23 protein-coding genes are annotated in these 23,350 nt (G+C 38.7%); 2 read left to right on the forward strand and 21 right to left on the reverse strand.

The annotated features are described in order from the left end of the window. Positions 1-3: 3 nt before the first annotated feature. Positions 4-1,023, reverse strand: coding sequence for a Gfo/Idh/MocA family oxidoreductase (locus J9537_RS16195; RefSeq protein WP_218257658.1), 1,020 nt, complete (start codon positions 1,021-1,023; stop codon positions 4-6). Between the two features lie 237 nt (positions 1,024-1,260). Between J9537_RS16195 and J9537_RS16200 the strand changes: the two genes are divergently transcribed. Continuing rightward, the gene (locus tag J9537_RS16200) at positions 1,261-2,136 is read left to right on the forward strand and encodes a MurR/RpiR family transcriptional regulator (RefSeq protein ID WP_070509979.1); all 876 of its coding nucleotides are present in this window, start codon (positions 1,261-1,263) and stop codon (positions 2,134-2,136) included. Positions 2,137-2,174: 38 nt separating this feature from the next. On the opposite strand, the gene J9537_RS16205 is transcribed toward J9537_RS16200, so the two are convergent. The 10 genes from J9537_RS16205 to J9537_RS16250 all read right to left on the reverse strand — a co-directional run bounded on the left by J9537_RS16205 (position 2,175) and on the right by J9537_RS16250 (position 9,096). Then, positions 2,175-2,753, reverse strand: coding sequence for a histidine phosphatase family protein (locus tag J9537_RS16205; protein WP_070509983.1), 579 nt, complete (start codon positions 2,751-2,753; stop codon positions 2,175-2,177). 204 nt (positions 2,754-2,957) lie between these two features. Further along, positions 2,958-3,530: a hypothetical protein gene (locus J9537_RS16210; protein WP_070509986.1), complete on the reverse strand. Its 573-nt coding sequence runs from the start codon at positions 3,528-3,530 to the stop codon at positions 2,958-2,960. 251 nt (positions 3,531-3,781) lie between these two features. Then, the gene (locus tag J9537_RS16215; protein WP_070509989.1) at positions 3,782-4,273 is read right to left on the reverse strand and encodes a cysteine hydrolase family protein; all 492 of its coding nucleotides are present in this window, start codon (positions 4,271-4,273) and stop codon (positions 3,782-3,784) included. 9 nt (positions 4,274-4,282) lie between these two features. Beyond that, entirely contained in the window at positions 4,283-4,528 is a 246-nt protein-coding gene (locus J9537_RS16220; RefSeq protein ID WP_010744311.1) for a GlsB/YeaQ/YmgE family stress response membrane protein, read from the reverse strand. Positions 4,529-4,551: 23 nt separating this feature from the next. Further along, positions 4,552-5,145: an Asp23/Gls24 family envelope stress response protein gene (locus tag J9537_RS16225; RefSeq protein WP_070537550.1), complete on the reverse strand. Its 594-nt coding sequence runs from the start codon at positions 5,143-5,145 to the stop codon at positions 4,552-4,554. Between the two features lie 363 nt (positions 5,146-5,508). After that, the gene (locus tag J9537_RS16230; RefSeq protein ID WP_070509995.1) at positions 5,509-6,147 is read right to left on the reverse strand and encodes a YczE/YyaS/YitT family protein; all 639 of its coding nucleotides are present in this window, start codon (positions 6,145-6,147) and stop codon (positions 5,509-5,511) included. 14 nt (positions 6,148-6,161) lie between these two features. Beyond that, entirely contained in the window at positions 6,162-6,710 is a 549-nt protein-coding gene (locus tag J9537_RS16235) for a helix-turn-helix domain-containing protein (RefSeq protein ID WP_070509998.1), read from the reverse strand. A gap of 234 nt (positions 6,711-6,944) precedes the next feature. Next, positions 6,945-7,952, reverse strand: coding sequence for an NADH:flavin oxidoreductase (locus J9537_RS16240; RefSeq protein ID WP_070510001.1), 1,008 nt, complete (start codon positions 7,950-7,952; stop codon positions 6,945-6,947). A gap of 173 nt (positions 7,953-8,125) precedes the next feature. Next, on the reverse strand, positions 8,126-8,620 hold the full coding sequence (locus J9537_RS16245; protein ID WP_070510003.1) for a GNAT family N-acetyltransferase: 495 nt from the start codon (positions 8,618-8,620) through the stop codon (positions 8,126-8,128). A gap of 32 nt (positions 8,621-8,652) precedes the next feature. Beyond that, a complete protein-coding gene (locus J9537_RS16250) occupies positions 8,653-9,096 on the reverse strand; it encodes a MarR family winged helix-turn-helix transcriptional regulator (protein ID WP_245001350.1) in 444 nt (147 codons plus the stop codon). A 128-nt stretch (positions 9,097-9,224) separates the two neighbouring features. Here J9537_RS16250 and J9537_RS16255 point away from each other — a divergent pair, with 128 nt between their 5' ends. After that, positions 9,225-10,034 carry a FusB/FusC family EF-G-binding protein gene (locus tag J9537_RS16255; RefSeq protein ID WP_245001351.1) on the forward strand — a complete coding sequence of 270 codons (810 nt, stop codon included), beginning with the start codon at positions 9,225-9,227 and terminating at the stop codon, positions 10,032-10,034. 114 nt (positions 10,035-10,148) lie between these two features. Here J9537_RS16255 and J9537_RS16260 read toward each other — a convergent pair whose 3' ends face one another. The 10 genes from J9537_RS16260 to J9537_RS16305 form a co-directional block, all read right to left on the reverse strand. Beyond that, positions 10,149-11,090 carry an ROK family protein gene (locus tag J9537_RS16260; RefSeq protein WP_218257659.1) on the reverse strand — a complete coding sequence of 314 codons (942 nt, stop codon included), beginning with the start codon at positions 11,088-11,090 and terminating at the stop codon, positions 10,149-10,151. A gap of 11 nt (positions 11,091-11,101) precedes the next feature. Then, a complete protein-coding gene (locus J9537_RS16265) occupies positions 11,102-12,013 on the reverse strand; it encodes a sugar phosphate isomerase/epimerase family protein (RefSeq protein ID WP_070510006.1) in 912 nt (303 codons plus the stop codon). A gap of 15 nt (positions 12,014-12,028) precedes the next feature. Beyond that, on the reverse strand, positions 12,029-13,084 hold the full coding sequence (locus J9537_RS16270; protein WP_070510009.1) for a Gfo/Idh/MocA family protein: 1,056 nt from the start codon (positions 13,082-13,084) through the stop codon (positions 12,029-12,031). A 20-nt stretch (positions 13,085-13,104) separates the two neighbouring features. Further along, positions 13,105-13,494, reverse strand: a complete 390-nt coding sequence (locus J9537_RS16275; RefSeq protein WP_070510012.1) for a C-glycoside deglycosidase beta subunit domain-containing protein — start codon at positions 13,492-13,494, stop codon at positions 13,105-13,107. A gap of 13 nt (positions 13,495-13,507) precedes the next feature. Continuing rightward, on the reverse strand, positions 13,508-14,518 hold the full coding sequence (locus J9537_RS16280) for a sugar phosphate isomerase/epimerase family protein (protein ID WP_070510014.1): 1,011 nt from the start codon (positions 14,516-14,518) through the stop codon (positions 13,508-13,510). A gap of 75 nt (positions 14,519-14,593) precedes the next feature. Then, positions 14,594-15,688, reverse strand: coding sequence for a Gfo/Idh/MocA family protein (locus J9537_RS16285; RefSeq protein WP_070510015.1), 1,095 nt, complete (start codon positions 15,686-15,688; stop codon positions 14,594-14,596). Between the two features lie 188 nt (positions 15,689-15,876). Then, entirely contained in the window at positions 15,877-17,271 is a 1,395-nt protein-coding gene (locus J9537_RS16290) for an MFS transporter (protein WP_070510016.1), read from the reverse strand. A gap of 162 nt (positions 17,272-17,433) precedes the next feature. Next, positions 17,434-19,863, reverse strand: a complete 2,430-nt coding sequence (locus tag J9537_RS16295) for a GH39 family glycosyl hydrolase (RefSeq protein WP_070510019.1) — start codon at positions 19,861-19,863, stop codon at positions 17,434-17,436. A gap of 255 nt (positions 19,864-20,118) precedes the next feature. Next, positions 20,119-21,339 (reverse strand): MFS transporter, encoded by a 1,221-nt coding sequence (locus J9537_RS16300; protein ID WP_218257660.1) that lies wholly within the window; start codon positions 21,337-21,339, stop codon positions 20,119-20,121. A 573-nt stretch (positions 21,340-21,912) separates the two neighbouring features. Continuing rightward, positions 21,913-23,346 carry a glycoside hydrolase family 1 protein gene (locus J9537_RS16305; protein WP_070510025.1) on the reverse strand — a complete coding sequence of 478 codons (1,434 nt, stop codon included), beginning with the start codon at positions 23,344-23,346 and terminating at the stop codon, positions 21,913-21,915. Positions 23,347-23,350: the final 4 nt, after the last annotated feature.

Consider the following 23,350-nt stretch of genomic DNA (forward strand, 5'->3'; position numbering starts at 1 on the left):
AAATTAGTGTTTCACCTGTTGAATACCCTTTTCTAACATTTCGATTTGTAACAGTGTTTCTTCATCCTTGACGGCTTTTGGTTTGCCGTTGATCAGTGTTTCATAGACATCTTCATAGACACGGCTGTAATCACCGACTTCTGAAACGACCTTCTCTTCATGATAAACCCCAGCATCATCCATATAAGTCAGCGTACCATAATGCTCAGGCAAATCAATCCCAAAATCCTTATTATCAGGCATATAGAACATCTTTAAGTGTTCTTCTTGGCGGTCCTTCGTTGCCTTCACAAAGACACCCTTCTTCCCATAAACAACAAAGCTTGGTCGTTCTTTTAAACGGAAGTAACTAGATTTCACCGACACCTTCATTCGACCATAAAAGAGATCCAAATCAAAGTAATCATTCATTCGATCATCACCTAAAAGCTGACGTACCTCATAATGAACGTCATCTGGACGACCGAAATAAGAAATGACTTGATCCAATGTATGGCAGGCATGACCATAAAGGTAACTTGTTCCAATTGAGAATTTCTCAACACTTTCAGGAACCTCTGGACGGTAGTAATCATAATGCATTTCTACCTCCAATAAATCACCGAGCACACCGCTCTCAATCACTTTTTGAACGGTTAAGAAATCTGAATCATAGCGGCGATTCTGATAACATTGGATAAATAAGCCTTTTTCATCTGCTAAACGATACAATTCCTGCGCCTCTGCTAACGTTTCTGTAAAAGGCTTTTCGATCAAAACATTTTTTCCATGCTCCAAGACTTCTTTTCCTAGTTTAAAATGTAATGGACTTGGTGTTGTAACAACCACCAACTGAATTTCTGGATCATTATAAATATCATTGATATCTGAAGTATAAACTGTGCCTGGATTTTTTTCCCAGGTGATTCGTCCACTTGGTGAATAGATCGTTTTGACCTTAATTTTGTCCTTCAATTTTGTTGAGAATGGTAAGTGGTAACGGTTGGTACTTTTCCCATTACCAATATATGCGATCGTTAACATGTATAAATCCCTCCAAGGTTTCTTTTAATAGCTCTATTATAGGAAAATTCGAATCGTTGAGAAGATTTCTGAGCAAAATAGGTCGTTTTATCCAATCTATCAAATATGAACTAGGTATTTTTGGACATTTGTACCAAAAAAGTGCTTTCATGAATACCTCTCCTTCTGAAAATAGTGAAATTAAGGTATGATAGTTAGGATACTTCCTCTATTAAATACAAACTAAAAGGTGATGACATGCTTTTAATTGATAAATTACGTCTGCAACAGGATTTAACCAATACGGAGAAGCGAATTGCGGATTATATTTTAAAGAACTTGGCAACGATTCCGGCGATCAACGTGGCAGATCTCGCTAAAGATACGTATACCTCCCATTCTTCCGTTATTCGGCTTGCCCAAAAAATGGGCTATGACGGCTTTCGCGATTTTCGTATCGCAGTTTCTGAGATTGCTCATAGTGACCTCTACCGTTCTGAACCGGTGGATGCTAATTTTCCTTTTCTGCCACAGGACTCAACCAAAGATATTGCAAAGAAGCTCGCTGATTTAACGATCAATACTGTACAGCGAACCTATGCACAATTGGATACTGAGGTGCTAGATCATTCAGTTGATCTGCTAGCAAATGCGGAACGGATTTTTTTGTTTGCTCAAGGCGATTCACAAATCCGTGCTCGCAGTTTTCAAAATAAATTAGTAAAAATCAACAAATTTCTGATTATCGCAGAAGAATATGCCGATGAAACTTGGAATGCCGTAAATCTTACTAGCAAGGACTGCGCTATCTTTATTACTTATCGTGGGAATATACCGCAATATGAACGTATAATGAAACACTTTTTAAATGAAAATGTTCCTTCTATATTATTAACTGGCAATAGACAATCAAACTTAATTGCCCTTGCCACACAAGCTATCGTAATTACTCAGGAGGAAAAAGACTACGTAAAAGTCAGTACCTTCTCTTCTCAGGCTGCTTTTGAGTACATTTTAGATACTCTTTTCTCGCTTTTATACGCGAAAGAATACCAACAAAATCTGGCGGATTTTAAAAAAAAGAACAAATGGATCGAAAACGGGATACTATCGGAACAGTCGAAAACAGATTAAAAAACGATGCTACTTGTTAAAGTGGCATCGCTTTTTGCTTATAGAACAGTTGAAAAATCGTGGTTGATAATTTCTAAAAGCTGGAACTGGTTCCCATCAAAAGCAAATTTCAAAATACAGCAGTTTGCTATTCGCCCCTGAAATTCAACCGCACTCGTATGCTCCCACGCTCGCATAAATTGTCTACAGGAAGCCCCATGGGAGACCATCAAAATATTTTTACCAGTATCCGCTTGAACTAGCTCAAGAATTGACCGTGCCACTCGTTCCCGAAACTCAAGCTCTCCTTCTCCACCAAAGGCCTTGAAAAAATCTCCATAAGGCAGCGGCGGATTTAAATACTCATGTTCCGCTTCTAGATCACCGAAGTTCCATTCTTTTAGTCCTTTTACTCGTGAATAATTTAAATCTGTGACCAATTCTAAAGTATCACAGGCTCTTTCTGAGGAGGAAGCATAAGCACTATCCAGTTTGATCTCATTTTTAACAAAATAATCTTTTGCTATCGCTGCTTGTTTTCTTCCAAGTTCTGTCAGAGGTGAATCACACCAACCTTGGATTTTTTTCTGTTGATTGAATAGTGTTTCGCCATGCCGCATTAAGTATAATGTTTTCATATGAGCACTCCTTTTTTCTAAGTGTACAAACTTGTTCTTAGTAAATCTTTCATTCGATTGGAAACAGTATCTTTATCTTCTATCTTAACCTTTCCAGATGATACGAGCATATACCTTGAAGTACACTTTAAGGCAAGCGAATTTTTTCTATTCACTGTTTCGATAAAAAAAGCAGATACCACTTGACGTATCTGCTGATAATAACTATTCGTTTTCCTGAATCACAATTGAGTAACTATTGACTTGACCCGCACTAGCAATGTTCAGAACGATGGTATCAACTTCATCTCGCGCTAATAGTTTAGGAAGCAAATAGTTTTCGATGATTTCGCCTTCTGTTGCCTCTTTTTTAAAATAGTCCGTTTGAAAACACTCTCCTTTGACTATTTTATCACTGGCATCAAAGATGTAATCCGCAATAACATCTTCATCCTTCTTACTATCTCTTGCTAGCCAATGGCGCCTCGCTAGACATTCCCCGAAAAATCCCAGCATAAAGATTACCTCTTCCTCATCCGTTATATCCCACTCAATATCTGGATTATTGGCTTTTAAAAGATCTCTTATTTCCTCCAGCTGTTCCAAAGATAAGACGTTGTTAGATAGATCAAAAGTATCGCTTTCCGGTGGTTCCATTATTGTATATAAGTGTTTTCCTTCTCCATCGGTGATTGTAAATTTAACTAACAATTCACCCTTTAATGTAGTGATCCAAATGACACGGCAGGCTTGATAATCACCAAAAAATTGCGTTCGTTTTAAATATTTTATTTTCACCCTTTTTTCTCCCTGATTTTTTTATTTTTGAATCGGCTAGATGTCCGAATAAGTTAACCGCTTTCACTTATCTTTGGAACAAATAGTCGTACTATTTATAACTTTTAATCTTAGTATAAAGTAATCGTTCTTCTCTGCCTAGAGACCTTCTAAAAGTAAAAAAATATAAATTAATAGAAAAAATAAACGAAAAAAATATTTCCTATCAAAAAAAAGCTCTAGCCTCGTTCAAAAGGCTAGAACTCTTTCAACTATTCGATTTCCACATTGAATTGCTCTAACAGCTGTAAGGCTGTCTCATTTAACTTGTTCCCAGCAACAAGCTCAGAATCAATATAAAAATCACCTTCTGGGAGAGCGCTCTGTAAAGCCAAAGTGTTTGCTAATACGCAAATGCTCAGCTCAACACCAACCACTTCTATTCGGCTTTTCTCTTGTTTGCGTTTCTCAGTTAATGCACGAACATCGAGCAGTTTCTCGGGCGGAAGTGCATAATAGTTCTTTTTGAAAACATACTCTTCAGGCAGTGGAGCTAATTCATCCACTATCTGTAATTCGATCCGTTCTTCGGATTCATTCTTATGCTCGATGGGAATATCTCTCGTAAAAAGAACCATCTCACCAGATTTCCGTGCTTTTGTTAATCGTTGCAGTATTTTGGGAATAATCTTATCGGCACCGGGCACATAATTTTCATCATCAGTTTCCAAAATTCGATTTTGCATATCCACAATTACTAGCATCGCCTACTCCTATTTTGATCTTCCTAAGAAGAAAGAGACAATTAGTACCAAGATGATCGCTCCAATGATTGATGGTACTAACGCCATTCCAGCCAATGACGGTCCCCACGAACCTAATAATGCTTGTCCTAATGCTGATCCGACTAGACCAGCAACGATATTAGCAATCCATCCCATGCTGTTTCCTTTGCCGGTAATCGCTCCAGCGATTGCCCCGATAACTGCACCAATAATTAATGACCATAATAAACCCATAACTTATTCCTCCTATTGTAGAACTATTTTACTCGAGAATCTTGATTTTCTTCGATTTTTTCTTGAACTTTGTCTGTGCCTCGATTGACTGCATCTTTTGCTTTATCTGATTGCTTTGAAGCAAACTCGCCAGTTGTTTTCGCAGCACTTGTTACTTTATCTTGAACTGTTTCACTATCTTGTTCAAATTCTTCTTTTGTCTTAATATCTACGACGTGAAGGTTCACTTCAATGACATCTAAATGCGTCATTTTCGCTACTTCATCACGAATGACTTTTCTAATTTCAGAAGCAACTTTTGTAATATCTTTTCCATATTCAATGACAACATCCATATCAACCGCAACTTGTTCTTTCCCAACTTCGGTATCGATCCCAGCAGTTACGTTATCCGTGTTGACTAATTTTTCTGCAGCATTCGAGAAGATCCCTCCGTCGACCGTAAGTAATCCATCAATTTGTTCAATCGCAATACCGATGATTTTTTGAATCACTTTATCGTCGTAAACAAGATCTCCTTTCACTTCTTGATCGGTTTGTACATTCGATTGATTCGTACGAGCAGATTCAGCTACTGCTTGTCCATTAACATTTTTGTTTTCATAATTTTCTACCATACTAAAATCCTCCTAGTAAAATTTTCTAGCATCATAAAATAACTTTCTCCGTTTTCGCGGTAAACATTGTGCTATTCCATAACTCTTGTTCATTAATAAGCATAGCTCACTTTTTTTTATATTCACAATAATCTGCTTACAATGTTTTATTATTTCGGAAAATAAATCAAAGGAATGATGAAAAAGTACTCTTTATCAATTTTATTCATAAAAATAAAATTGAAGAGAAAATTCGACTTGATATCTCAATCAAATAAAATAACGATACAGTTATTAGTTCTTTAAAAAACTTAAAAAAAAATACCCAACAAAACTGTTGAGTACGAAATTTCTCTGATTTTTTAAAAGGCTTAGAGAATTATTTCATCGAGTCTTCACTGTATCTATCACACTCTCATGCTCTATATTGGTTACATCAAAATGTAAAATCTTGAAAGTCCCTTCTAGGATAAAACTGATGCCAAAGACGGATATCACTGTTCCAATTCCTACTTTTGCTCCCAACAGCCAGCCTATCAATAGAACTGTTCCTTCAATTAATCCACGAATAATTCCTATTGGAACATTGGGCAGCCGCTTACCAAGAGCAACCATTAGTGCATCACGAGGTCCGCAACCGAGAGAAGCTCCTATATAAAAATAACTACCTACACAGATAGATACCTGCCCTAACAAAAGCATCAATACACCAGAAATAAAACTGTTCATTTGTGGAATAACAGCCATCCCTTGAATCAGATCAACAAAGGTTCCGATTAAAATCGTATTCAAAATTGTTCCGAAACCAATTTTTTCCATCAAGAGAACATCAATAATTAAAATGACGAATCCACTGAAAATCAAGATGTTGCCATAGGTTTGATTCGTTAAATTTGCAATGCCCATACTAAACGCTTCCCACGATGCCAATCCGATATTCGCCTGAATCGTCAAAAAAGATCCCAACGCAAATAGAAACAACCCGAAGATCAGCTTTACCAGTCGAACACTATACCCTTTCATTTAACCCCTTCTTTCTACTCCCTAAACAGTAACATCAATATTCGTGCTTCTTCACCTGTTGTATTCGCATATTTATGGTTGCAATTCGCTAAAAACTGGATAGCTTCACCTTCTTCTAGAATAAAGCTCTTTTCACCAACTTGAATATCTAGCTTGCCTTGCGTACAAATAATATATTCTCTGATCCCTGCCTCATGGTATTCTGATAGGCGCTCTGAATGCGGCGCTATGACGTGCCGTAAAATTTCAAAACGTTTATCTGGATCAAACTCAAATAACGTGTAAGTATCAAACCCTTTCGACGTCGAATAATGCTTCGTTGAGCCTTTTTTGATGACGGAAACCTCTGGTGTTTCCATATAAGTCAACTGCGCGAGAGGAACATTGATACCCACACAAATTTTCTCTAGCATCGAAATCGTTGGACTTTTTGAACAGCGTTCGATCTCACTAAGCATACTTTTACTTACATTAGACAAATGTGCAAGATCATCTAATGTCAGATTTCGTTCTTGACGAATACGCTTAATATTGCGGCTAATCATTTCATTCGCTGAAATCATAGAAACCTCCATATTACTATCTCGGATTAAATCCACTATAGTGAATAGATTACTGACTTAACTTCTTCTTGTCAATATGAATCCAAAAAATTAAAAGAAAGTGACATTAAAAAAATCCTTTCTTGGGGTAGGTTTGATTTCTTCATACAAAAAGGCCTTGTCAAAACCAAATTGGTCTCTAACAAGGCTTTTTCAATTAAAATGAATTACAGGTGGTTTTGAATTAAATTTTCTCTATTCTTGTAGAGACAGGATGGCTCGCTTCGCCCAATCTGAATCCTTCAGTATAGCACGACCCACACCAATCATATCCGCTTTCTCTTCAAGCAGTAAGTTTTCAGCAACCGAAGCATCAACAATCCCGCCAGTTAATAAAACCGGAATATCAATTTCTCTTTTTAGCGCTTCTGTCAACTCGCTAAAATAGCCCTGTTCTTTCGAAATAGGATTTGTATAAAAGCTAAAGCCGCCTGAAACATCCAGTAAACAAATCCCCGCTTTTTCAAATTCTTTTGCGGCGATGATACTATCCTCAATCGTCGTGCCGCCAGCCATGTGGTCACTTGCGCCTAAGCGAATCGCAATCGGATAATCCAATCCGACAGCTTCACGAACTGCTTGAATGATCTCTAAATGAAGTCGAATTCGCCCCTCAACATCTTCTCCACGATAAACATCTTTTCGTTTATTCGTTAATGGAGAATAGAACTGGTTTAGCAAATACCCATGAGCGGAATGCAGTTCGACACCATCGAAACCGGCTTTTTTTGCTCTTAGTGCTGCCGACGCAAAGTCAGTAATGACTTTTTGTATTTCTTCATAAGTCATTTCCTGCGGAATAGCTGTGCTTCGAGCAGTTTTAGGTAGCACAATGGAACTTGGGCCTTTGGGTTCAAGACCTGTGAGTGGTTGCTTTGCCAGTCCACCAGCATGTGCGAGCTGTGCGAATACTTTGGTTCCACTGTGATGGATCGTCTTTACTAGCTTCTTTAGTCCTATAATATCCTCATCTTTCGCGATAGATAGCTGTCCACTGCTTGCCCGCCCTTCTGGACTGACAAAGCTATGCTCCGTAATGATCAATCCAATATAGCCGCCAGTGGATTTTTCTCTATAATATTCACAAAGGGCTTCTGTTACTTCTCCGTTATCTTGAGATTTTGCCGTAGCCATCGGCGGCAATACTAGACGATTAGGCAATTTCACTTGGCCAATAGTAATCGGTGACCCGAGTAGACTCATTATCCTTCCTCCTAAACTTCTATACTTTATTTATTAGTTTATCAGTTTGTTGATTGCTGCGATAGCCTCTTTAACAGATTGACTTCAACATGAAGAAGCGTTTTCATTTATGGTTTTTTTGCTTCAACAAATAAACCACCCGACTCAATCATTTGAGTTAGGTGGGTTTAAGTTTATTCCTTCGTTAAATCTCGCATAAAGAACTCAGTATCTACATCCATCAAGTGATAATCCTTTGGCATAGCTGACTTATCAATGCGCTCAAAATGATGTTTTTGATAAAATCTTTGCGCTGCCTTCAATACCTCTACCGTTCCTAGATACAAGCGTTCATAGCCTTGATCTTTGCAATAAGTAACCAACGTTTCCAGTAATTTTTTGCCAACTTGCTTTTCGCCGCGAAAGGACTTCGCCGCAAACATTTTTTTAATGGCTCCATAATGATTCTCCAGCTTCACTAAGGCAATGGTTCCAATTACTTTGCCTTCAGAAAGCGCGACCCAAAAATTTCCGCCAGTATCGATGTATTCTTCCTTGATTCGCAAAAGATCGGGCTGATCTTCAATGCTGATATCGATATTGAATTCATCTCGCTGAATTGGAAGAATCAAATCAACTACTTCTTGGGTATACTTTTCTTCAAATGGTATGATGGTGACTTCTGACATTGAAATCCTCTCCTTTAAATAAATGATTGCAACTACTCTAAATCATTTGGGACAACCCTATATAATATTTTTTCGATCGTATTCATCGCAGCCACCAGCTCTTGATAACTTTCTTGATCTAAAGGCTCCAGTAACGCTAACACCTTCTTGTCTGACTCCTCTTCCACATAGCTGTTTAATTCTTTCCCTTTATCAGTGAGATAAAGCTGTAAGCTCCGGCTGTCTTCAGGATCTTTTTCCTTAAAAATATACGCTTCCCGCTCCAATTTACTTAACTTGCGACTTAAATAGCTTTTTTTAATGTTTAACCATTTTGTCAGTTCATTGGCGGTAATACTAGGGTGACGTCCGATTTCTCCCAAAATCCGCATCTCAATCATTGAATAATCCAGATTAAACACCTTTTGATCGAAGACGCCCAATATCCGCGTATAATAGCGATTAAACCGTCTAATATCACGAGTATCCAGACTCATCACATCCTCTCATTTAATAGTTTACTAAATCAACTAATACAAGTATAAAACTAATAGTTTACTTTAGCAACTAATTAGTCCTTAAATTTACCCGCAATAAATAGAAAAGACTTGTAGAATTGAAAGGAATGCTATATTCTAACGTAGGTATGAATCATGCAACACAAGGAGGAGATCCTGATGATAAAATCATCTTGTATCGTACGTTCAAAGAAATTAATAATGTGCCATTAATTATTAGTTCTTTGAAGGAAAACTATTTTCCTCAGAGAAAAGAAACGAGGAAAATCATGAATACAGAAAACTTACTATTACAACCAAACGAATATTGGTATTGCAAACAACAGATCAGCGAGCTTGTCAGCGCCTATCACTCAGTGAACGATAAACAGACTATCGTGACTCTGCAAACATTAATCAAGGGAAAAACGGAAGAATTCTTCAGCCGCAGTACTCTGCTGGAAGCCTATTGGGACAAATTTCTTGATACCAGCCTTACCCGTGAAAAATTCGAAAAGCTTTTTGAAGAAATGAAAGCTTTTGTAATTCCGATGGAAGCCCCCTCTACGAAACAAATCGAGAAGAGCTTTCGAAAAGTTAAAAAGATGCAGTATCCAGAATTGGATAGTTTAGATTTTCGTGAGTTAAGCTATTTAGGCTGGAATGATAGTGGGACAAATCGTAAATATTTGCTTCGAAAAATTGATGGGCGGTTCACTGGTGTTTACGGAAGCTTCAGTACCGATGTTCAAAAGGGACATTGCGCCATCTGTAATCAAATCAGTACCGTCGCCTTCTTTTTAGCAACGACCAAATCTTCTGGAGACGGGACCTATACGAAAAAGGGCAACTATATTTGCACCAATAGCGATCAATGTAACCGCCAGCTAACGCAACTGGATACTTTGAACCGCTTTTGGGAAACAGTTACGAGATAATTGAAAAATGCTCTAGCCTAAAAAAAGGCTAGAGCATTTTTCAATATAAGTATGTGAAATTTCCAAAGCGAAGTTAAAAATCTTTTCTCATCAAGCGAAATAAATAGATGACCTTCATTTATTCGCATTCAAATAAGCATAAACCGCTCCAAATATTCCCGCTTCATTTCCTAAAGAAGCCTTTTTAACGGAAAAATGATTTTTGATTTGCGGAAAAACGTACTGGTCCATTTTTTTCTTCAGCGGAATCAGCAACGCATCGCCTGCCTCTGACAAACCGCCGCCGATAACAACTTCTTCCACATCAATCGTATTCATAATACCTGCTAAAGCCTGGCCTAATACATCTGTAAACTCATCCAGCACCTGTATCGCGTATTCATTATTTTGCACTGCCTTTTCAAAGACGATTGGTGGTGTCATTTCCGACCATTGTTCTCCTACTGTCTCAAGCTTCTTTCTCATTGATAACGCTAAGCCATTCGCTGAAGCAAAGGTTTCTAAACAGTTTCTGCCACCGCATCCACACAACCTGTCTTCATTCGAACGAATAGGAATATGCCCGATCTCTCCGCCAGCAGAATGGCAGCCGTTCAGAACTTGACCATTTAATACGATACCGCCACCAACTCCAGTACCTAATGTAACGAACAGAAGGTTTTGTTTCCCCTTAGCAGCCCCTTGCCACATTTCCCCTAAAGCAGCCGCGTTGGCATCATTTAATAAACACACTCCGATTCCTAAATCGTTTTCGATCATTTCTCTCAATGGCAGGTCTTTCCAATCAAGATTGACAGCTTGAACGACCATCTTTCCGTCTGGAGAAATAGGACCTGGTACACCGATACCAATCCCAGTAACTATTTTTAGTGAGTCCTCGCCCAACATCTTACGAATGGAAAAGCAAATTTCCTCTGGGATGAACCGCCCCTTTTCAGAGATATTCGTCGGAATCGACCATTTTCTGTCAATTACGCCCAACGAGTTCATTAACGCAAATTTGATAAATGTTCCACCAATGTCTATACCAATTACTCTATTTTCTTGATTATCCAAAGGCGTCACCACTAAACAAAGTTTCGCAAATAATGCGTACTTTGCTTGATTGACCGTTTGACATCCTCATAATCCGTTTCATAAGCCCGGTCTTCTACTTCAATACAGGTATAGCCATTATAGCCAACATCCGTTAATGCTGAGACATACTTGCCCCAATCCACATCGCCCAAACCAGGCAGCTTAGGAGACATATATTCTAACGGTGTCGCCATTACACCGACTTCCTGCAATTTATTCCAATATAACTTGATATCTTTGTAGTGAATATGGAATAATTTATCTTTAAACTCATACAATGGTGCTAAGTAATCCATCTGCTGCCATACAAAATGAGAAGGGTCAAAATTTAATCCGATATACTCACTATCCAAAATAGCAAAGATTTTTCTGAATAAGTCTGGCGTGGTCATCAGATTTTGTCCGCCAGGCCATTCGTCTTCGGTAAACAGCATCGGACAGTTCTCGATGGCAATTTTTACCTGCTGTCCTTCCGCATAAGCAATAATTGGTTTCCAGACTTTCTCCATTTCCTTTAAATTTTCGGAAATAGTCTTTGTTGGCATCCGACCAATAAACGTCGTCACTAAATGAATGTCCATCATTTTGGCTGCATCAATCACTGAGTACAAATGATTGATCACTTGCTGCCGTTTCGCTAGATCCTCGTCTAAAGGATTGGGATAATAGGCCAACGCTGAGATCGCAACCTTCTTTTCTTTGGCATAAGCGTTGTATTTTTCTGCTTGGTCTTTTGTTAAATTTTCTGTATCAATATGTGAAACTCCTGCATAACGCCGTTCGGCTTTTCCAGCTGGCCAGCAAGCAACCTCAACACATTCTAGTCCATTTTCAGCAACAATATCGATCATTTCATAAAAGTCACTTTGATCTAAAATTGCTGAAACTAATCCTAATTGCATGTTTTTCCCTTCTCTCTATTCAAAATCTACCGAGCGATGTTCTCTTGCGGATACTCTAATGGCATCCACTAGTTTCATTAAGCGTAAAATTTCTTCTGGTTTTACCTTCAGGTCTTCTTTACCTGCTATATACTCATGATAATGATCAAAGAACATTTGATGATTTACATGAACTTCTGGTAATTCTTCTGTCACTAGACGGCCTTCTGGCGGGGGACCAAAGGAACGTGTCGGTCCAGCGGCTGTCATGGTGATTTTTCCAGGAACATTCGTTAATAATTCACTAGTTCGTACGATTTTCCCTTGAGGGTTGAAGCCATCTACATAGGCACTTCCTTTATTTCCACCTGCAAACCAATGGCGTTCAAACCAAGAAGCTTCATCCTTCAAGAAATAGGTTCCTAATTCAACCTGTCCGGTAATTCCACTATCAAAATACATCTGTATGTTAAAATAGTCGTCAACATTTTCATTAATGACGTTACGCACATCGGCATAGACTGTCTTCAACTTACCAGGGATCATCCAAAGCATTTGATCCAATAGATGAACGCCCCAATCGTAAAGCATCCCTCCGCCAAATTCAGGATAAACATGCCAATCATGCATATTTCCATTAAAGCCATAAAGACTATTTTTAATCGTAAAGATATCCCCCAGCGTGTGACTGTCAACAACTTCTTTTATTAAACGATAATCCTTGTCCCAGCGACGTTGATGATGAATCGTGAAACGAACTCCCGCCGCTTCTGTGACTGCCATCATTTCTTGAAATTCTGTTCCATTCATGGCAGCTGGTTTTTCTAAGATGATATCTTTTTTCGCTGCAGCGGCTTTTTTTACCATTTCCAAATGCAAATGATTCGGAACAGCAATAATCACCGTATCAATTTCCTTTACTGCTAGAAGTTCATCGGCTCTTAAAAATGTTTTTACTTCTTCTGAAACATCCTTAAGCTGATCCTTATTGATGTCGCATACTGCGAGTAATGTTGCATAGTCTAATTTTTTGATCGTTTCCCCATGGGTTTGTCCCATGAAACCATATCCAATGATGCCAAAATTCAGCATACTTCCTCCTCCTTACTCTCCTAAATCGTGACCGTTCGTTCCTTCACCCCCACCAATGGGACAGGAATATAAGCGGTTCTAGTCGCAACTGTTAATTTGACTTGATGGTCTCCTTTGACTAATCCCCCAGGCTTTAAAACACGGATGTACAAGGGTTCTCCATACTCCCATTTATATGTGGTAACTGTAGCCGCTTCCGATAGGTAAAACCAATCTTCTCTGTCAATAGAAATTTGGATCGTATCAGGAGCGGCTTCTTCCTCGTCTATTGCTACTTTGATAAACTCCACCATTGATAATGGGACTCCGCGATAATAGGTGATTAAGGTTTGTAATTCATAACCGATCACTTCACCGTTTTCTTCGATATTCTTACAGGTATCTTTTTTAAAGACATTATTGTCAAACATTTGCTTCTTCCTCCTATCCCTGAATCTCTTTCAGACAAGCCTGCAAATATTTTTGATTTGCCGCAACTTGTTCTTTTTCCTGCATCGGTTTTCCAGGCAATGTGAAGCGATTCCCTTCATATTCCGTTGCCACGTAACCGTCATAATTCTTTTCATGCAAGTATTCCAAGAGTCCCTTGTAATCCATAGAATATTCAGGACCTTCTGGTGTCATCTCGAACATTTTAATGTGAAAATGCTTGATGTATGGTATATATTCATCCATCACTGAGAATGGATAATTTTCATAGCCATCACATAGAGGCGCAAACATTTGATCTTCTTTAGTTTTGATGACTTGCTTGAAGTCCTCTGGATATTCTCCGTTGTTTTCTTTTACTACACGGTGAAGATCCGTTCCTTTTTCGAATAAACGATCTAAGTAGGCAAACATTTCAGGGCTAGCACCATTATTTATTTCATAATTCACAACTACTCGTGGGAATTTTTTGCAGAAGATTCCTGTATCGATTACCAAACCAACATAAGGAGAATCCAATCGTTTCATTTCTTCGATAAAATGTAGTGTTTCGGGTTCGTCAAAAGCCATCCCCGCATGGATCTCTAAAGCAATTGTCACATCATATTTTTCACAATAGGGCAGTAACGGTTCACACACCCAGTAAGGGACCATAGAGACTAGACGAATTAATTTGATACCTAAGCGATTGGCTTGCTTAATTTCTTCTATTAATAATTCAATACATTCTCGCTTCGTTAACTGACGATTATTGTACAAATTTGTGTTCAGAAAAACATCTGCGATCACTGGCTTGATCCCTGTCTCTTCTAGAAGCTGATGCCAATGAGCAACATCCTCTTCTGCTGGATGGGGCGCATTTTTGATCATTTGATCTGGTAAAAGTTCTACCCCTTCGACATGATGCTCCTTCAAAAAGTTCATCATATCAGCCAAATTCATCCGATGGTTCAAATACTCATCTTGTAAACTATATAAACTTACTGCTGTCTTGATTCTAGACATTCGTTTTCCTCCTAATAATTGAACTAACGGCTTGGACGAGCGCAAATTCGTTTGACACTCGTCCATCACCTAAAATTACAATTCTACGACTTTACCTGTTTCGGCCGATTTGTAGATTGCTTCTAAAATTTGTGTTACCACAATTGCTTGTTCAGGTTTTACAACTGGTTCTGTATCGTTAAGAATTGCTTCGACCCATTGTTTCGCCTCTGCGTCCTTTTGTTCCAAACTACTTCCCTCAAAGCCGAAGACCCCGCCAGCATCTGAAGGCTCCGTCTGCTCCAATTGGTTATGATCAGCTTTGTTGAAGACCACATACCCTTGATCTAAGAAGGCTTTTCCAAACATTTCCGCACCGCCTTCTGTTCCGCATAAGGTCACCTGTGCTTCCTTCGGATTGATCATGTTTAATGCCCAAGCTGCTTCTAAGAAGATTGTTGCGCCATTTTCCATTTTGATTAGCCCAAATGCTGAATCTTCTGTTTCAAATGTTTCTGGATCCCATGCACCAAACATATTTGCCATAGGGTTGTCCTTCAATTTCTGATAAGTAGAACCTAAGACCATTTTTGGTTTGTAGTTATTCATATACCAAAGTGTTAGATCCAATGCATGAGTCCCGATATCAATTAACGGGCCTCCACCTTGCTTCTCTTTATCTGGGAATACGCCCCAAGTAGGGACTCCTTTTCTACGAACAGCATGTGCTTTCGCAAAGTATATATCTCCCAATTCTCCTTTGCTGCAGGCATCGTAGGTTGCTAATGAATCCGCACGGAAGCGATTTTGATAACCAATCGTCAGTTTCTTCCCTGTACGTTCAGCGGCATCCAGCATTTTCTTAGCTTCCTCATAGTTAATCGCCATTGGTTTTTCACACATGACGTGTTTTCCGCTTTCCAGTGCAGCTACAGTAATAAATGCATGAGAGATATTCGGCGTTAATACATGGATTACGTCAATATCCGCTTGCTTCACCACTTCTTTATAATCCTCAGTGACTAGAGCGTTAGAAACACCATATTCTGCTGCCGCGGCTTCCGCCCGTTCAATGATTGTGTCACAAAAGGCGACTAGCTCCACTTGTTCACTCAATTTTGCTAATGCTGGTAAATGTTTTTGATTGGCGATTCCGCCACATCCAATGATGCCAAATTTTAATTTTTCCACTTTTTTTCCTCCTCATATCGCCGACTAGGTTTAACTAGTCGACGAATTCGTTTAGGTATCGCTTACATTGATTAGTTTACTTAAAAACGCTTTTTCTTACTCTTTAATTCTCCCAAAAAAGATCAACTCTTTTTGCATTTATTCTTCTTTTCTTTATTGATGTGCAATTGAATACCACACATTTATGTTCAATCATTTTCTTTTTCACGTTTTTCATCTAATTGTTTCCGAATATCATCCGTATCCTTGTCACTTAAGTTCCATAATAAACAAGCAAGCGCCGATACAAAGAATAAGATTGCCGGAATTAAATTAACGACTAGATTGATTCCGTTTTTCGTCGCCAATGATTGCTCCATGTTTGCTTTGTAGCCAAAAGAATGAAGCAGCATAATTCCCACTGATGCGCCGAGAGCATTTCCGATTTTAGTTGCCAAGCCATACGTCGCATAAGCTGTGCCATCTGTTCGAACCCCAGATTTCAACTCTTGATAATCAACAGAGTCTGCTACTAAAGAGAGCGAAATTGGAAAGCCCATATTAAACAGTCCAAAGATGACATGCCCCGCAATAATCATCGGCAAGTTATCAAAATCTGCGAAATAAACCACCAACAATCCGATCCCTTGAAGGATCAAAGAAATCATAAGCACATTTCGTTTGCCAAAACGTTTAACCAGTGGAACAACGGCTAAAGAACAAACGGCTCCACCAATCGAAGGAATTGTCATAAGCAAAGCGATTAAGGTAAAAGCCCCTAAACAATAAATGACATAAAAAGTTGTTACGGCAATTCTGCCCATAAATGCAGTCATTTGAAGTATCATAATTAAAAAGACGATCATCAAATACTTGTTTCCGATGACATTTTTTAGCGTCGTACGTAATGGAACTTTGTTCTCATTTTTCATCGGTTGAACGACTTCTCTAGAGGTCACAAAAACCGCAAAAAACAATGGAATTGAGATCACCGCATAAATCAAAGCGGTCATGAAGTAGCCTCGCCCTGTGGCTACTTGAGAACCGTCAGAAAACGCCAACATAATAAATGAGGACATTGAGTTTACAATAATCATTCCAACATTCATTCCAACAGAACGCCAAGCATTCAATTGATTTCGTTCATTTGCATCCTCACTCATTACTGCAGCCAAGGCACCATATGGAATATTAACCAATGTATAAATCATTCCCGCAACGATATAAATGATTGCTGCCCAGATAACACCCGCTGTCCCATTTCCAAATGGACCGGTAAATGTTAGAACTGAAAACAACGCTAGAAAAGGGGATCCAAAGGCAATATAAGGACGGAAACGTCCAAATTTACTTCTCGTCCGTTCAGCGATCATTCCCATCATCGGATCATTGATCCCATCCCACAAACGTGCCACCAACATGATCATAGAAACTGCGACTGGCGCTAAACCCACGATATCAGTATAGAAAACAGTTAAATAAGTGCCGACGAATGTCCATACAAACTGACTCGCTAAATCACCCAAGCCATAGGCGATCATAGAAAACTTCGTTAATTTCTTCTTTTCAACCTTCATTCCATTATCAAAAACTTCCTTTTCCATGTGTACCTCCCAGAATAATTAGTTTTTGTAAACGTTTACAGATTCTATTTTAGCGTCCTCCATAAAAGAATACTCTGCACTTTCTAAACATTCTGTTGATACTTTCAAAGGATGATAGGCAACGTAGACACAAAAAAACAAGATTGTATTACACAATCTTGTTTAACGAGAAACTTTTTGAACTTCAATTAATTGAACATCTTGGGGTGATAGCTCCAATTCAATTTTTAATTGACGATTCCTAGAAACAGCTTCCTTAACCTCAATTTGCGGTTGGCAGCGATGCTTCAAATAGGCGATCAATTCTTCATCCAGTCGATCCGAATGACTCAATTGATTCATTTCTTCTAAAATATTCCCTGATTTCGGACCGATTCGGTAACACTTCAATCGATAAAGGCTCTCCTCTTCCTTCAAGTTCATCAATACAATCTGTTTCTTTTGTACACTAGCTGAAGTAAATAAAGCTTCTGCATTTCTACGTGTAAAAACACTATTAAAATCATAATAATACGTAGAATTTAAGTGACTATAGGAAAAACACAATAGCTGAATACGGTTTGGATCGTCCTTTGTAATCAGCAGCTCCTTTGACTGATAGACGACTTCATCACTTAACTTACCTAAAAAGCGATAGGCATAGTAGCCGATTTTAGGGACCCCGCTTTTTGAGATCAATCCAGAACCGCCGAATATCTCCTTATTTGCTGTATCAAAGGTAGTCACAGATAGATCCGTCAGCTGCCAATAACCAATCAAATCGCAATAAGGCACTACTGCGAGAACATTTTTTAGAATATAGCTACCTTTAAAGGCCGTATCATTGATAATATCCCGACTTAAAATCGTAACATTGAATTCTGTAATGTAGGTTCTCCCCTCGTAACCAATGTCTGTAAGCAACTCTTTGAACTGTTTCATTTGATGGAGCATGTAATTGGAATCTGGAGAAATAGGTTCATGATGATTTTTGTGCTGGTGCACCTGCTGCTTCACAGCATCCATCGGATAAATCGACAAGCTGATAAAATCTGGTGCCGCAGTTCCTTTGACCCATTGCGTCAGAAAAGAGCTTAGGTCGCGGTCTTCAATGTCTAAGCTCAAGCCGCAGCCGCCAATTTGAATCCCAGGAACAATGCTACGAATGGCTTGTTGGATTTTTGAAAAGACATAGATATAATTTTTTTCGTTGGCTAGATTTAACTGGGCACCATTATCATCAATTCTTGTTAGTTCTTCGCTGCCAATCGTTTTTAAAACCAGAGGGTTAGGCTTCCATATTTCGATAATCCACGTCGATACCTCTTCCAAACCAAATTTATCCACACAGTGATGAAAAAAAGCTTGGAATCGCTGTAGCAAATGAGACAACTCATACGATTTCCTCGTAAATAAATGACTTTTTATAATTTGTGTATGGGATTCATGAATCAATTTTCCTTTGAACCCCAGTTCTAAAAATGGCCTAATCCCCGCTTTAATCATAACCTGAAGAATTTCATCCACCGCTGAGAAATCATACGCGTCTCCCACCTGCTCCAAAATTTCTTCACTTAACAATCCCCAGATCCTTCCATATAAAAAGGGACTATTCTCTTGTAGATAATGGATTTGTTCTACAAATGAGGCATGAGTAAGATCTCCAGCGTACCCTAAATTAATCATGTTTTTTTGAAAATTTTGCCGTGAGTATTCCTGCATATCCACTAAGAGTGTTTCGTCGTCAATTTTCGCATCCTTTTCTTTGAAATACACCTCTAAATTCTGAATGTCTTCCTCCGCTAAATCGTGCTGCTTCGTTTCAACTTTTACCGTGTCTTTTATTTCCTTGCGAAACTCACTGGGGGTCAAACCTTGATACTTTTTGAATAAGCGATTAAAGGAATTAATGTTTGAAAACCCAGCAGAAAAGGCAATATTCGTCACAGTTTTTTCTGTTTCTAACAGCTCCTTTCGCACCTTTTCTAACCGTTTGCGAATCAAATATTCATTCATCGGCATGCCAATCTCACTAGAAAAGCTTCTGGATAGATACTGATCAGAAACATATAATTTATTCGCAATATCAGCCAAACGAATATCCTTGTCGAAGTTGTTATCAATGAAAAATTTCAGCTCATAAACCTTTTGCTTCATACTTCGGTCTTCATCTAGACTAGAGAACACGGTGTATTCCTTCTCTAGTAAATGAATCATGCGAAAATACTCTTCAAAAACTTCAGAAACAGAATGCTTCTCTTGCAAAATATACAGCTTCAATAAACGCTCAATAGACTGAACTATTTTTTGATCTGAACTTTTGCCTTGTGTGACAGAATTCCCTTCAAATGCCCGTCCTTCTTGATCTTCGAAGGTATAAGTTAAAACGATTTCAAAAGCTCGAGCATTTTCCCCATAAACGGTATGTACTAAAGACTTTGATAAAATATAAAAATCATTTTTTTGCAGCGAAACAATCGTGTCTTCTTTTTCGACGGTTACCTCCCCAGCTAATACATAAATGAAATGAATGTTCCCATCAAAATGCTGCATGACCCGATTTTCTGACAGCACATTGATTCTGATATTCTCCCATGGTTCAATCAAGCGCATAACTATTCTCCTCCAAGTTTCACAAAATAAAGTCATATTACTATTTTACTAATTAAAAGCGATTTCGATTCATTCAATCAATTTTGCCGCTTATCTCAATAATACATGAAACTCTTGCTAGCATTCTATCTTTTTTAAAGTTAAAGAGAGAAAAAAGACACCTTTCCTGATAGAAAGGTGTCAATAGCCTTTTTCAGTTTAAAGTGAAGCTATCTCTTGACTGCTTACAGACTATATTTAAAATTTGAAAAATCACTAAGCTTTATTCTTTAGAAAAGACACAAGCAAGGTCAATCCCATAAGAATTCCCCCACAGACAATTACCAGCCATTGAATCTTCACGATATCTGCCAACGGTCCAAATAGAGCAGTTCCAAGGGGCATAAAACTATTGTATATCGCTCCCAAAAGACCAAAAATACGACCATGCTTCTCCTCTGGGACTTGTTGTTGAAGCATCGTTGCCGTAGATGATTGCACCACAGGAATGAAAAAGCTCATCAAAAACATCAAGGAGGCAAAAAGCCAGAAAGAATAGGTAAATCCAAGAGCGAAGGAGAACAAACCAAAACAAAATAAGCCAAAAATAAAGGTTTTCCATCTTTCCTCAAAACCGCCCCAAGCGCCTAAAAAAATCCCTCCTAAGACCATTCCGGCAAAGCCAGCCATTTCGTTCACTGTTAAATACAGGTAATTGTTGCCAAACGTTCGTTCAATCATTAATACCGTTAAGAAGCTTGATGGTACACTTAGAAAAATAAACGTCCCATAGGTGATTAGCAGCCGCTTTACCTTTGATTCTCCTATGGCATAACTAATTCCAGCGCTCATATCCTCAAAAAAGGTTGAAGATTCTGCTGTCTTAGTCCTTCTTTTATTCGGCATTGATACAAAAGACAGTATCGAGATACCAATAATCGCTGTGACCACATCGATTAATAATACCCAATGAAACGACCCCAATGATAGAATCGCTCCCGCCGCTGCCGGCGAAGCAAATTGAACAATCGCCATCATGCTGCCATTGATCCCGTTAAACCGAATCAAATGCTCCTCTGGCACAATTTGAGGGATAACCGCACTGACTGCGGGTGTTTGTATCCCTGATCCAATTGATCGTATAGCCGAGACTACGATTAATAAAGGTAGAATAGTTGTTTGCTCACCAAAGAGAAAGACCACCGCTAAAAATAGCGTGACCAATGCGATTCCCGCATCTGCCAGAATGATCAGCCGTTTCCTTGGATACCGATCCGCCCACACGCCTCCAAAAAAGGAAAGAATCGTTTGTGGAATTGTTGAACTAAGTGTGAGAAGAGTTACCCATAATCCTGATGAAGTTTCTAAAGCTACCTGCCAGATAATCGCCATCTGCACGATTGACGAGCCGAACAGAGTAAGCGCTTGGCTAAAAATAAATAGAATGGTTCTTTTACGCCAACCTACCGATGGTTTTTGTCTCTCATTTACTTCCATTTTGCTCCCCCACTTTCTTGTAACTACGGTAGTTTACCAACAAACGAATGAGTGGTGGGTCAGTGGAGGGTTATACGGCGATACTTTTAAATGAATTAAAGAGATGTAATTAACAATAATTAATAGGATTCGTTTAACAGCTTTTCACTGAAATATTAGAGGATTTTGGATATTTCTTTTGCGATATTTTTAATTCACTTTTACAATCTTACCTTGTTAAATTTATTATCAGCCATAAAAAAACTTCCAACAGTTGAATGGTAATTGTACGATCATTTGTTGATCACTATATTTTTTTGTTGTCAGATTAAATTTCATCTAGCACAATGTCATTTATTGCTTACGTCTCGCAGATTTCCAGATGCGCATCGCTCTTTTGCAATTTAAGAAGTTCTTTAATGAAGACCGATGTTTCTCCTAGTGAATATCGGAAGATTGATAATAGCTTGAAGAAAAAAAGCCTTGGACTGTTTAACTTACTTAAACCTATCCGAGGCTGTGATACCTACATGATTCTTCCCCTCAAAAACAGCTGAGGAATCTCCCCAGCTGTCCTAATAATTATTAAATTGTCTAATCCACCAAATTCTCAGCATTATCCTTAATCGTTTCTTTGTACCATTCAAAGGAATCCTTGCGTGAACGTGCTAAGGAACCTTCTCCTTCATCATCTAGATCAACATGGATAAAGCCATAGCGCTTGCTCATCTGACCGGTCGTTGCACTTACTAGATCGATCGGTCCCCACATTAAATAGCCGATGCAATCTACTTGGTCGATTTCAATGGCTTTTTTGATTTCTAGAATATGATCCTTTAGATATTCTATGCGATACTCATCATGAATTTGCCCGCCTTCTTCGACTACATCTACTGCTCCGAGACCATTTTCCGTAATCATGATCGGCAGTCCATATTTGCGATACGTATAATTTAGTAAATAACGAATGCCGATGGGATCAATGGACCAGCCCCACTTGCTGACCTTTAAAAATGGATTTTTCAGACCGCCAAAAAGGGCACTCGCACCATCTTCAGCTCCTTCATATTCTGCCACCGATGAGGCATAGTAATTCATCCCAATAAAATCCAGTTTTCCGTTTTTAAATGCTTGTTGATCTGCCTCGCTGATCTCAAGCTCAATGCCAATGGCTTGATATTCCTTCATTTTATACTTCGGAAATTCCCCATTGCACATCGCGTCAATTTGGTAAAAATCTCGATCCATTTGTTGAAAAGCATTCAAGACATTTTGCGGGTTGCAGTCCACAGGATAGACCGGCTCAATGCCAAAAACACATCCAACTTTGTTTTGCGGATCAATTTTCCGTGCTAGATTCACAGCTAAGCAACTAGCTAAGGTCATATGATAGCCAATTTGTGCCAACGTCTCTTTTTTATTTTCAATCTCAGAATACTTGAGTCCCGCAATAATATAAGTAAAAATATCACTCGCTTCCGTCTGCGGATCAATATGATTCATCTCATTAAACGTAACCCAATACGTCACTTTTCCCTTCAAGCTACAGAATATCGTTTCACAAAATTTCAGGTAGAAATCAATTACTTGGCGATTTGTCCAAGAACCGTATTCAGTGACTAAATGGATCGGCATTTCAAAATGATAGAGCGTCACGATTGGTTCGATATTATGTTTGAGAAGTTCATCAACGACATCATTATAGAAATCCAACCCCGTCTGATTCGGAACTTCCTCATCCCCTTTTGGAAAAATTCTCGACCAATCAATCGAAATTCGCAGAGCCTTAAATCCCATTTCAGCAAATAAAGCGATGTCTTCCTTATAACGATGATAAAAATCAATTCCCTGATGAGAGGGGTAACGGCAGTCTTCTTTGAATGCCTCATGAATTTCTCTTGGTTGTCCATAAGCCCCTACCGTCACCAAGTCCATAATACCCGTTCCCTTATTTCCTTCGTTCACTGCACCTTCACATTGATGGGCGGCGATGCTGCCGCCCCATAAAAAATTCGTATCTATCTTCATTCTT

This window comes from Enterococcus raffinosus (assembly GCF_019175485.1).
Lineage (GTDB): Bacteria > Bacillota > Bacilli > Lactobacillales > Enterococcaceae > Enterococcus_A > Enterococcus_A raffinosus.

Excerpts from the sequence above, each read along its gene's own strand:
- J9537_RS16300 (WP_218257660.1), bottom strand. The coding sequence starts at position 21,339 with ATGGAAGTAAATGAGAGACAAAAACCATCGGTAGGTTGGCGTAAAAGA.
- J9537_RS16195 (WP_218257658.1), bottom strand. The coding sequence starts at position 1,023 with ATGTTAACGATCGCATATATTGGTAATGGGAAAAGTACCAACCGTTAC.
- J9537_RS16290 (WP_070510016.1), bottom strand. The coding sequence starts at position 17,271 with ATGGAAAAGGAAGTTTTTGATAATGGAATGAAGGTTGAAAAGAAGAAA.
- J9537_RS16225 (WP_070537550.1), bottom strand. The coding sequence starts at position 5,145 with ATGGTAGAAAATTATGAAAACAAAAATGTTAATGGACAAGCAGTAGCT.
- J9537_RS16255 (WP_245001351.1), top strand. The coding sequence starts at position 9,225 with ATGCTATATTCTAACGTAGGTATGAATCATGCAACACAAGGAGGAGAT.
- J9537_RS16215 (WP_070509989.1), bottom strand. The coding sequence starts at position 4,273 with ATGCTAGTAATTGTGGATATGCAAAATCGAATTTTGGAAACTGATGAT.
- J9537_RS16240 (WP_070510001.1), bottom strand. The coding sequence starts at position 7,952 with ATGAGTCTACTCGGGTCACCGATTACTATTGGCCAAGTGAAATTGCCT.
- J9537_RS16275 (WP_070510012.1), bottom strand. The coding sequence starts at position 13,494 with ATGTTTGACAATAATGTCTTTAAAAAAGATACCTGTAAGAATATCGAA.
- J9537_RS16265 (WP_070510006.1), bottom strand. The coding sequence starts at position 12,013 with ATGCAATTAGGATTAGTTTCAGCAATTTTAGATCAAAGTGACTTTTAT.
- J9537_RS16220 (WP_010744311.1), bottom strand. The coding sequence starts at position 4,528 with ATGGGTTTATTATGGTCATTAATTATTGGTGCAGTTATCGGGGCAATC.
- J9537_RS16235 (WP_070509998.1), bottom strand. The coding sequence starts at position 6,710 with ATGATTTCAGCGAATGAAATGATTAGCCGCAATATTAAGCGTATTCGT.
- J9537_RS16205 (WP_070509983.1), bottom strand. The coding sequence starts at position 2,753 with ATGAAAACATTATACTTAATGCGGCATGGCGAAACACTATTCAATCAA.
- J9537_RS16305 (WP_070510025.1), bottom strand. The coding sequence starts at position 23,346 with ATGAAGATAGATACGAATTTTTTATGGGGCGGCAGCATCGCCGCCCAT.
- J9537_RS16230 (WP_070509995.1), bottom strand. The coding sequence starts at position 6,147 with ATGAAAGGGTATAGTGTTCGACTGGTAAAGCTGATCTTCGGGTTGTTT.
- J9537_RS16245 (WP_070510003.1), bottom strand. The coding sequence starts at position 8,620 with ATGTCAGAAGTCACCATCATACCATTTGAAGAAAAGTATACCCAAGAA.
- J9537_RS16250 (WP_245001350.1), bottom strand. The coding sequence starts at position 9,096 with ATGAGTCTGGATACTCGTGATATTAGACGGTTTAATCGCTATTATACG.
- J9537_RS16280 (WP_070510014.1), bottom strand. The coding sequence starts at position 14,518 with ATGTCTAGAATCAAGACAGCAGTAAGTTTATATAGTTTACAAGATGAG.
- J9537_RS16200 (WP_070509979.1), top strand. The coding sequence starts at position 1,261 with ATGCTTTTAATTGATAAATTACGTCTGCAACAGGATTTAACCAATACG.
- J9537_RS16295 (WP_070510019.1), bottom strand. The coding sequence starts at position 19,863 with ATGCGCTTGATTGAACCATGGGAGAATATCAGAATCAATGTGCTGTCA.
- J9537_RS16270 (WP_070510009.1), bottom strand. The coding sequence starts at position 13,084 with ATGCTGAATTTTGGCATCATTGGATATGGTTTCATGGGACAAACCCAT.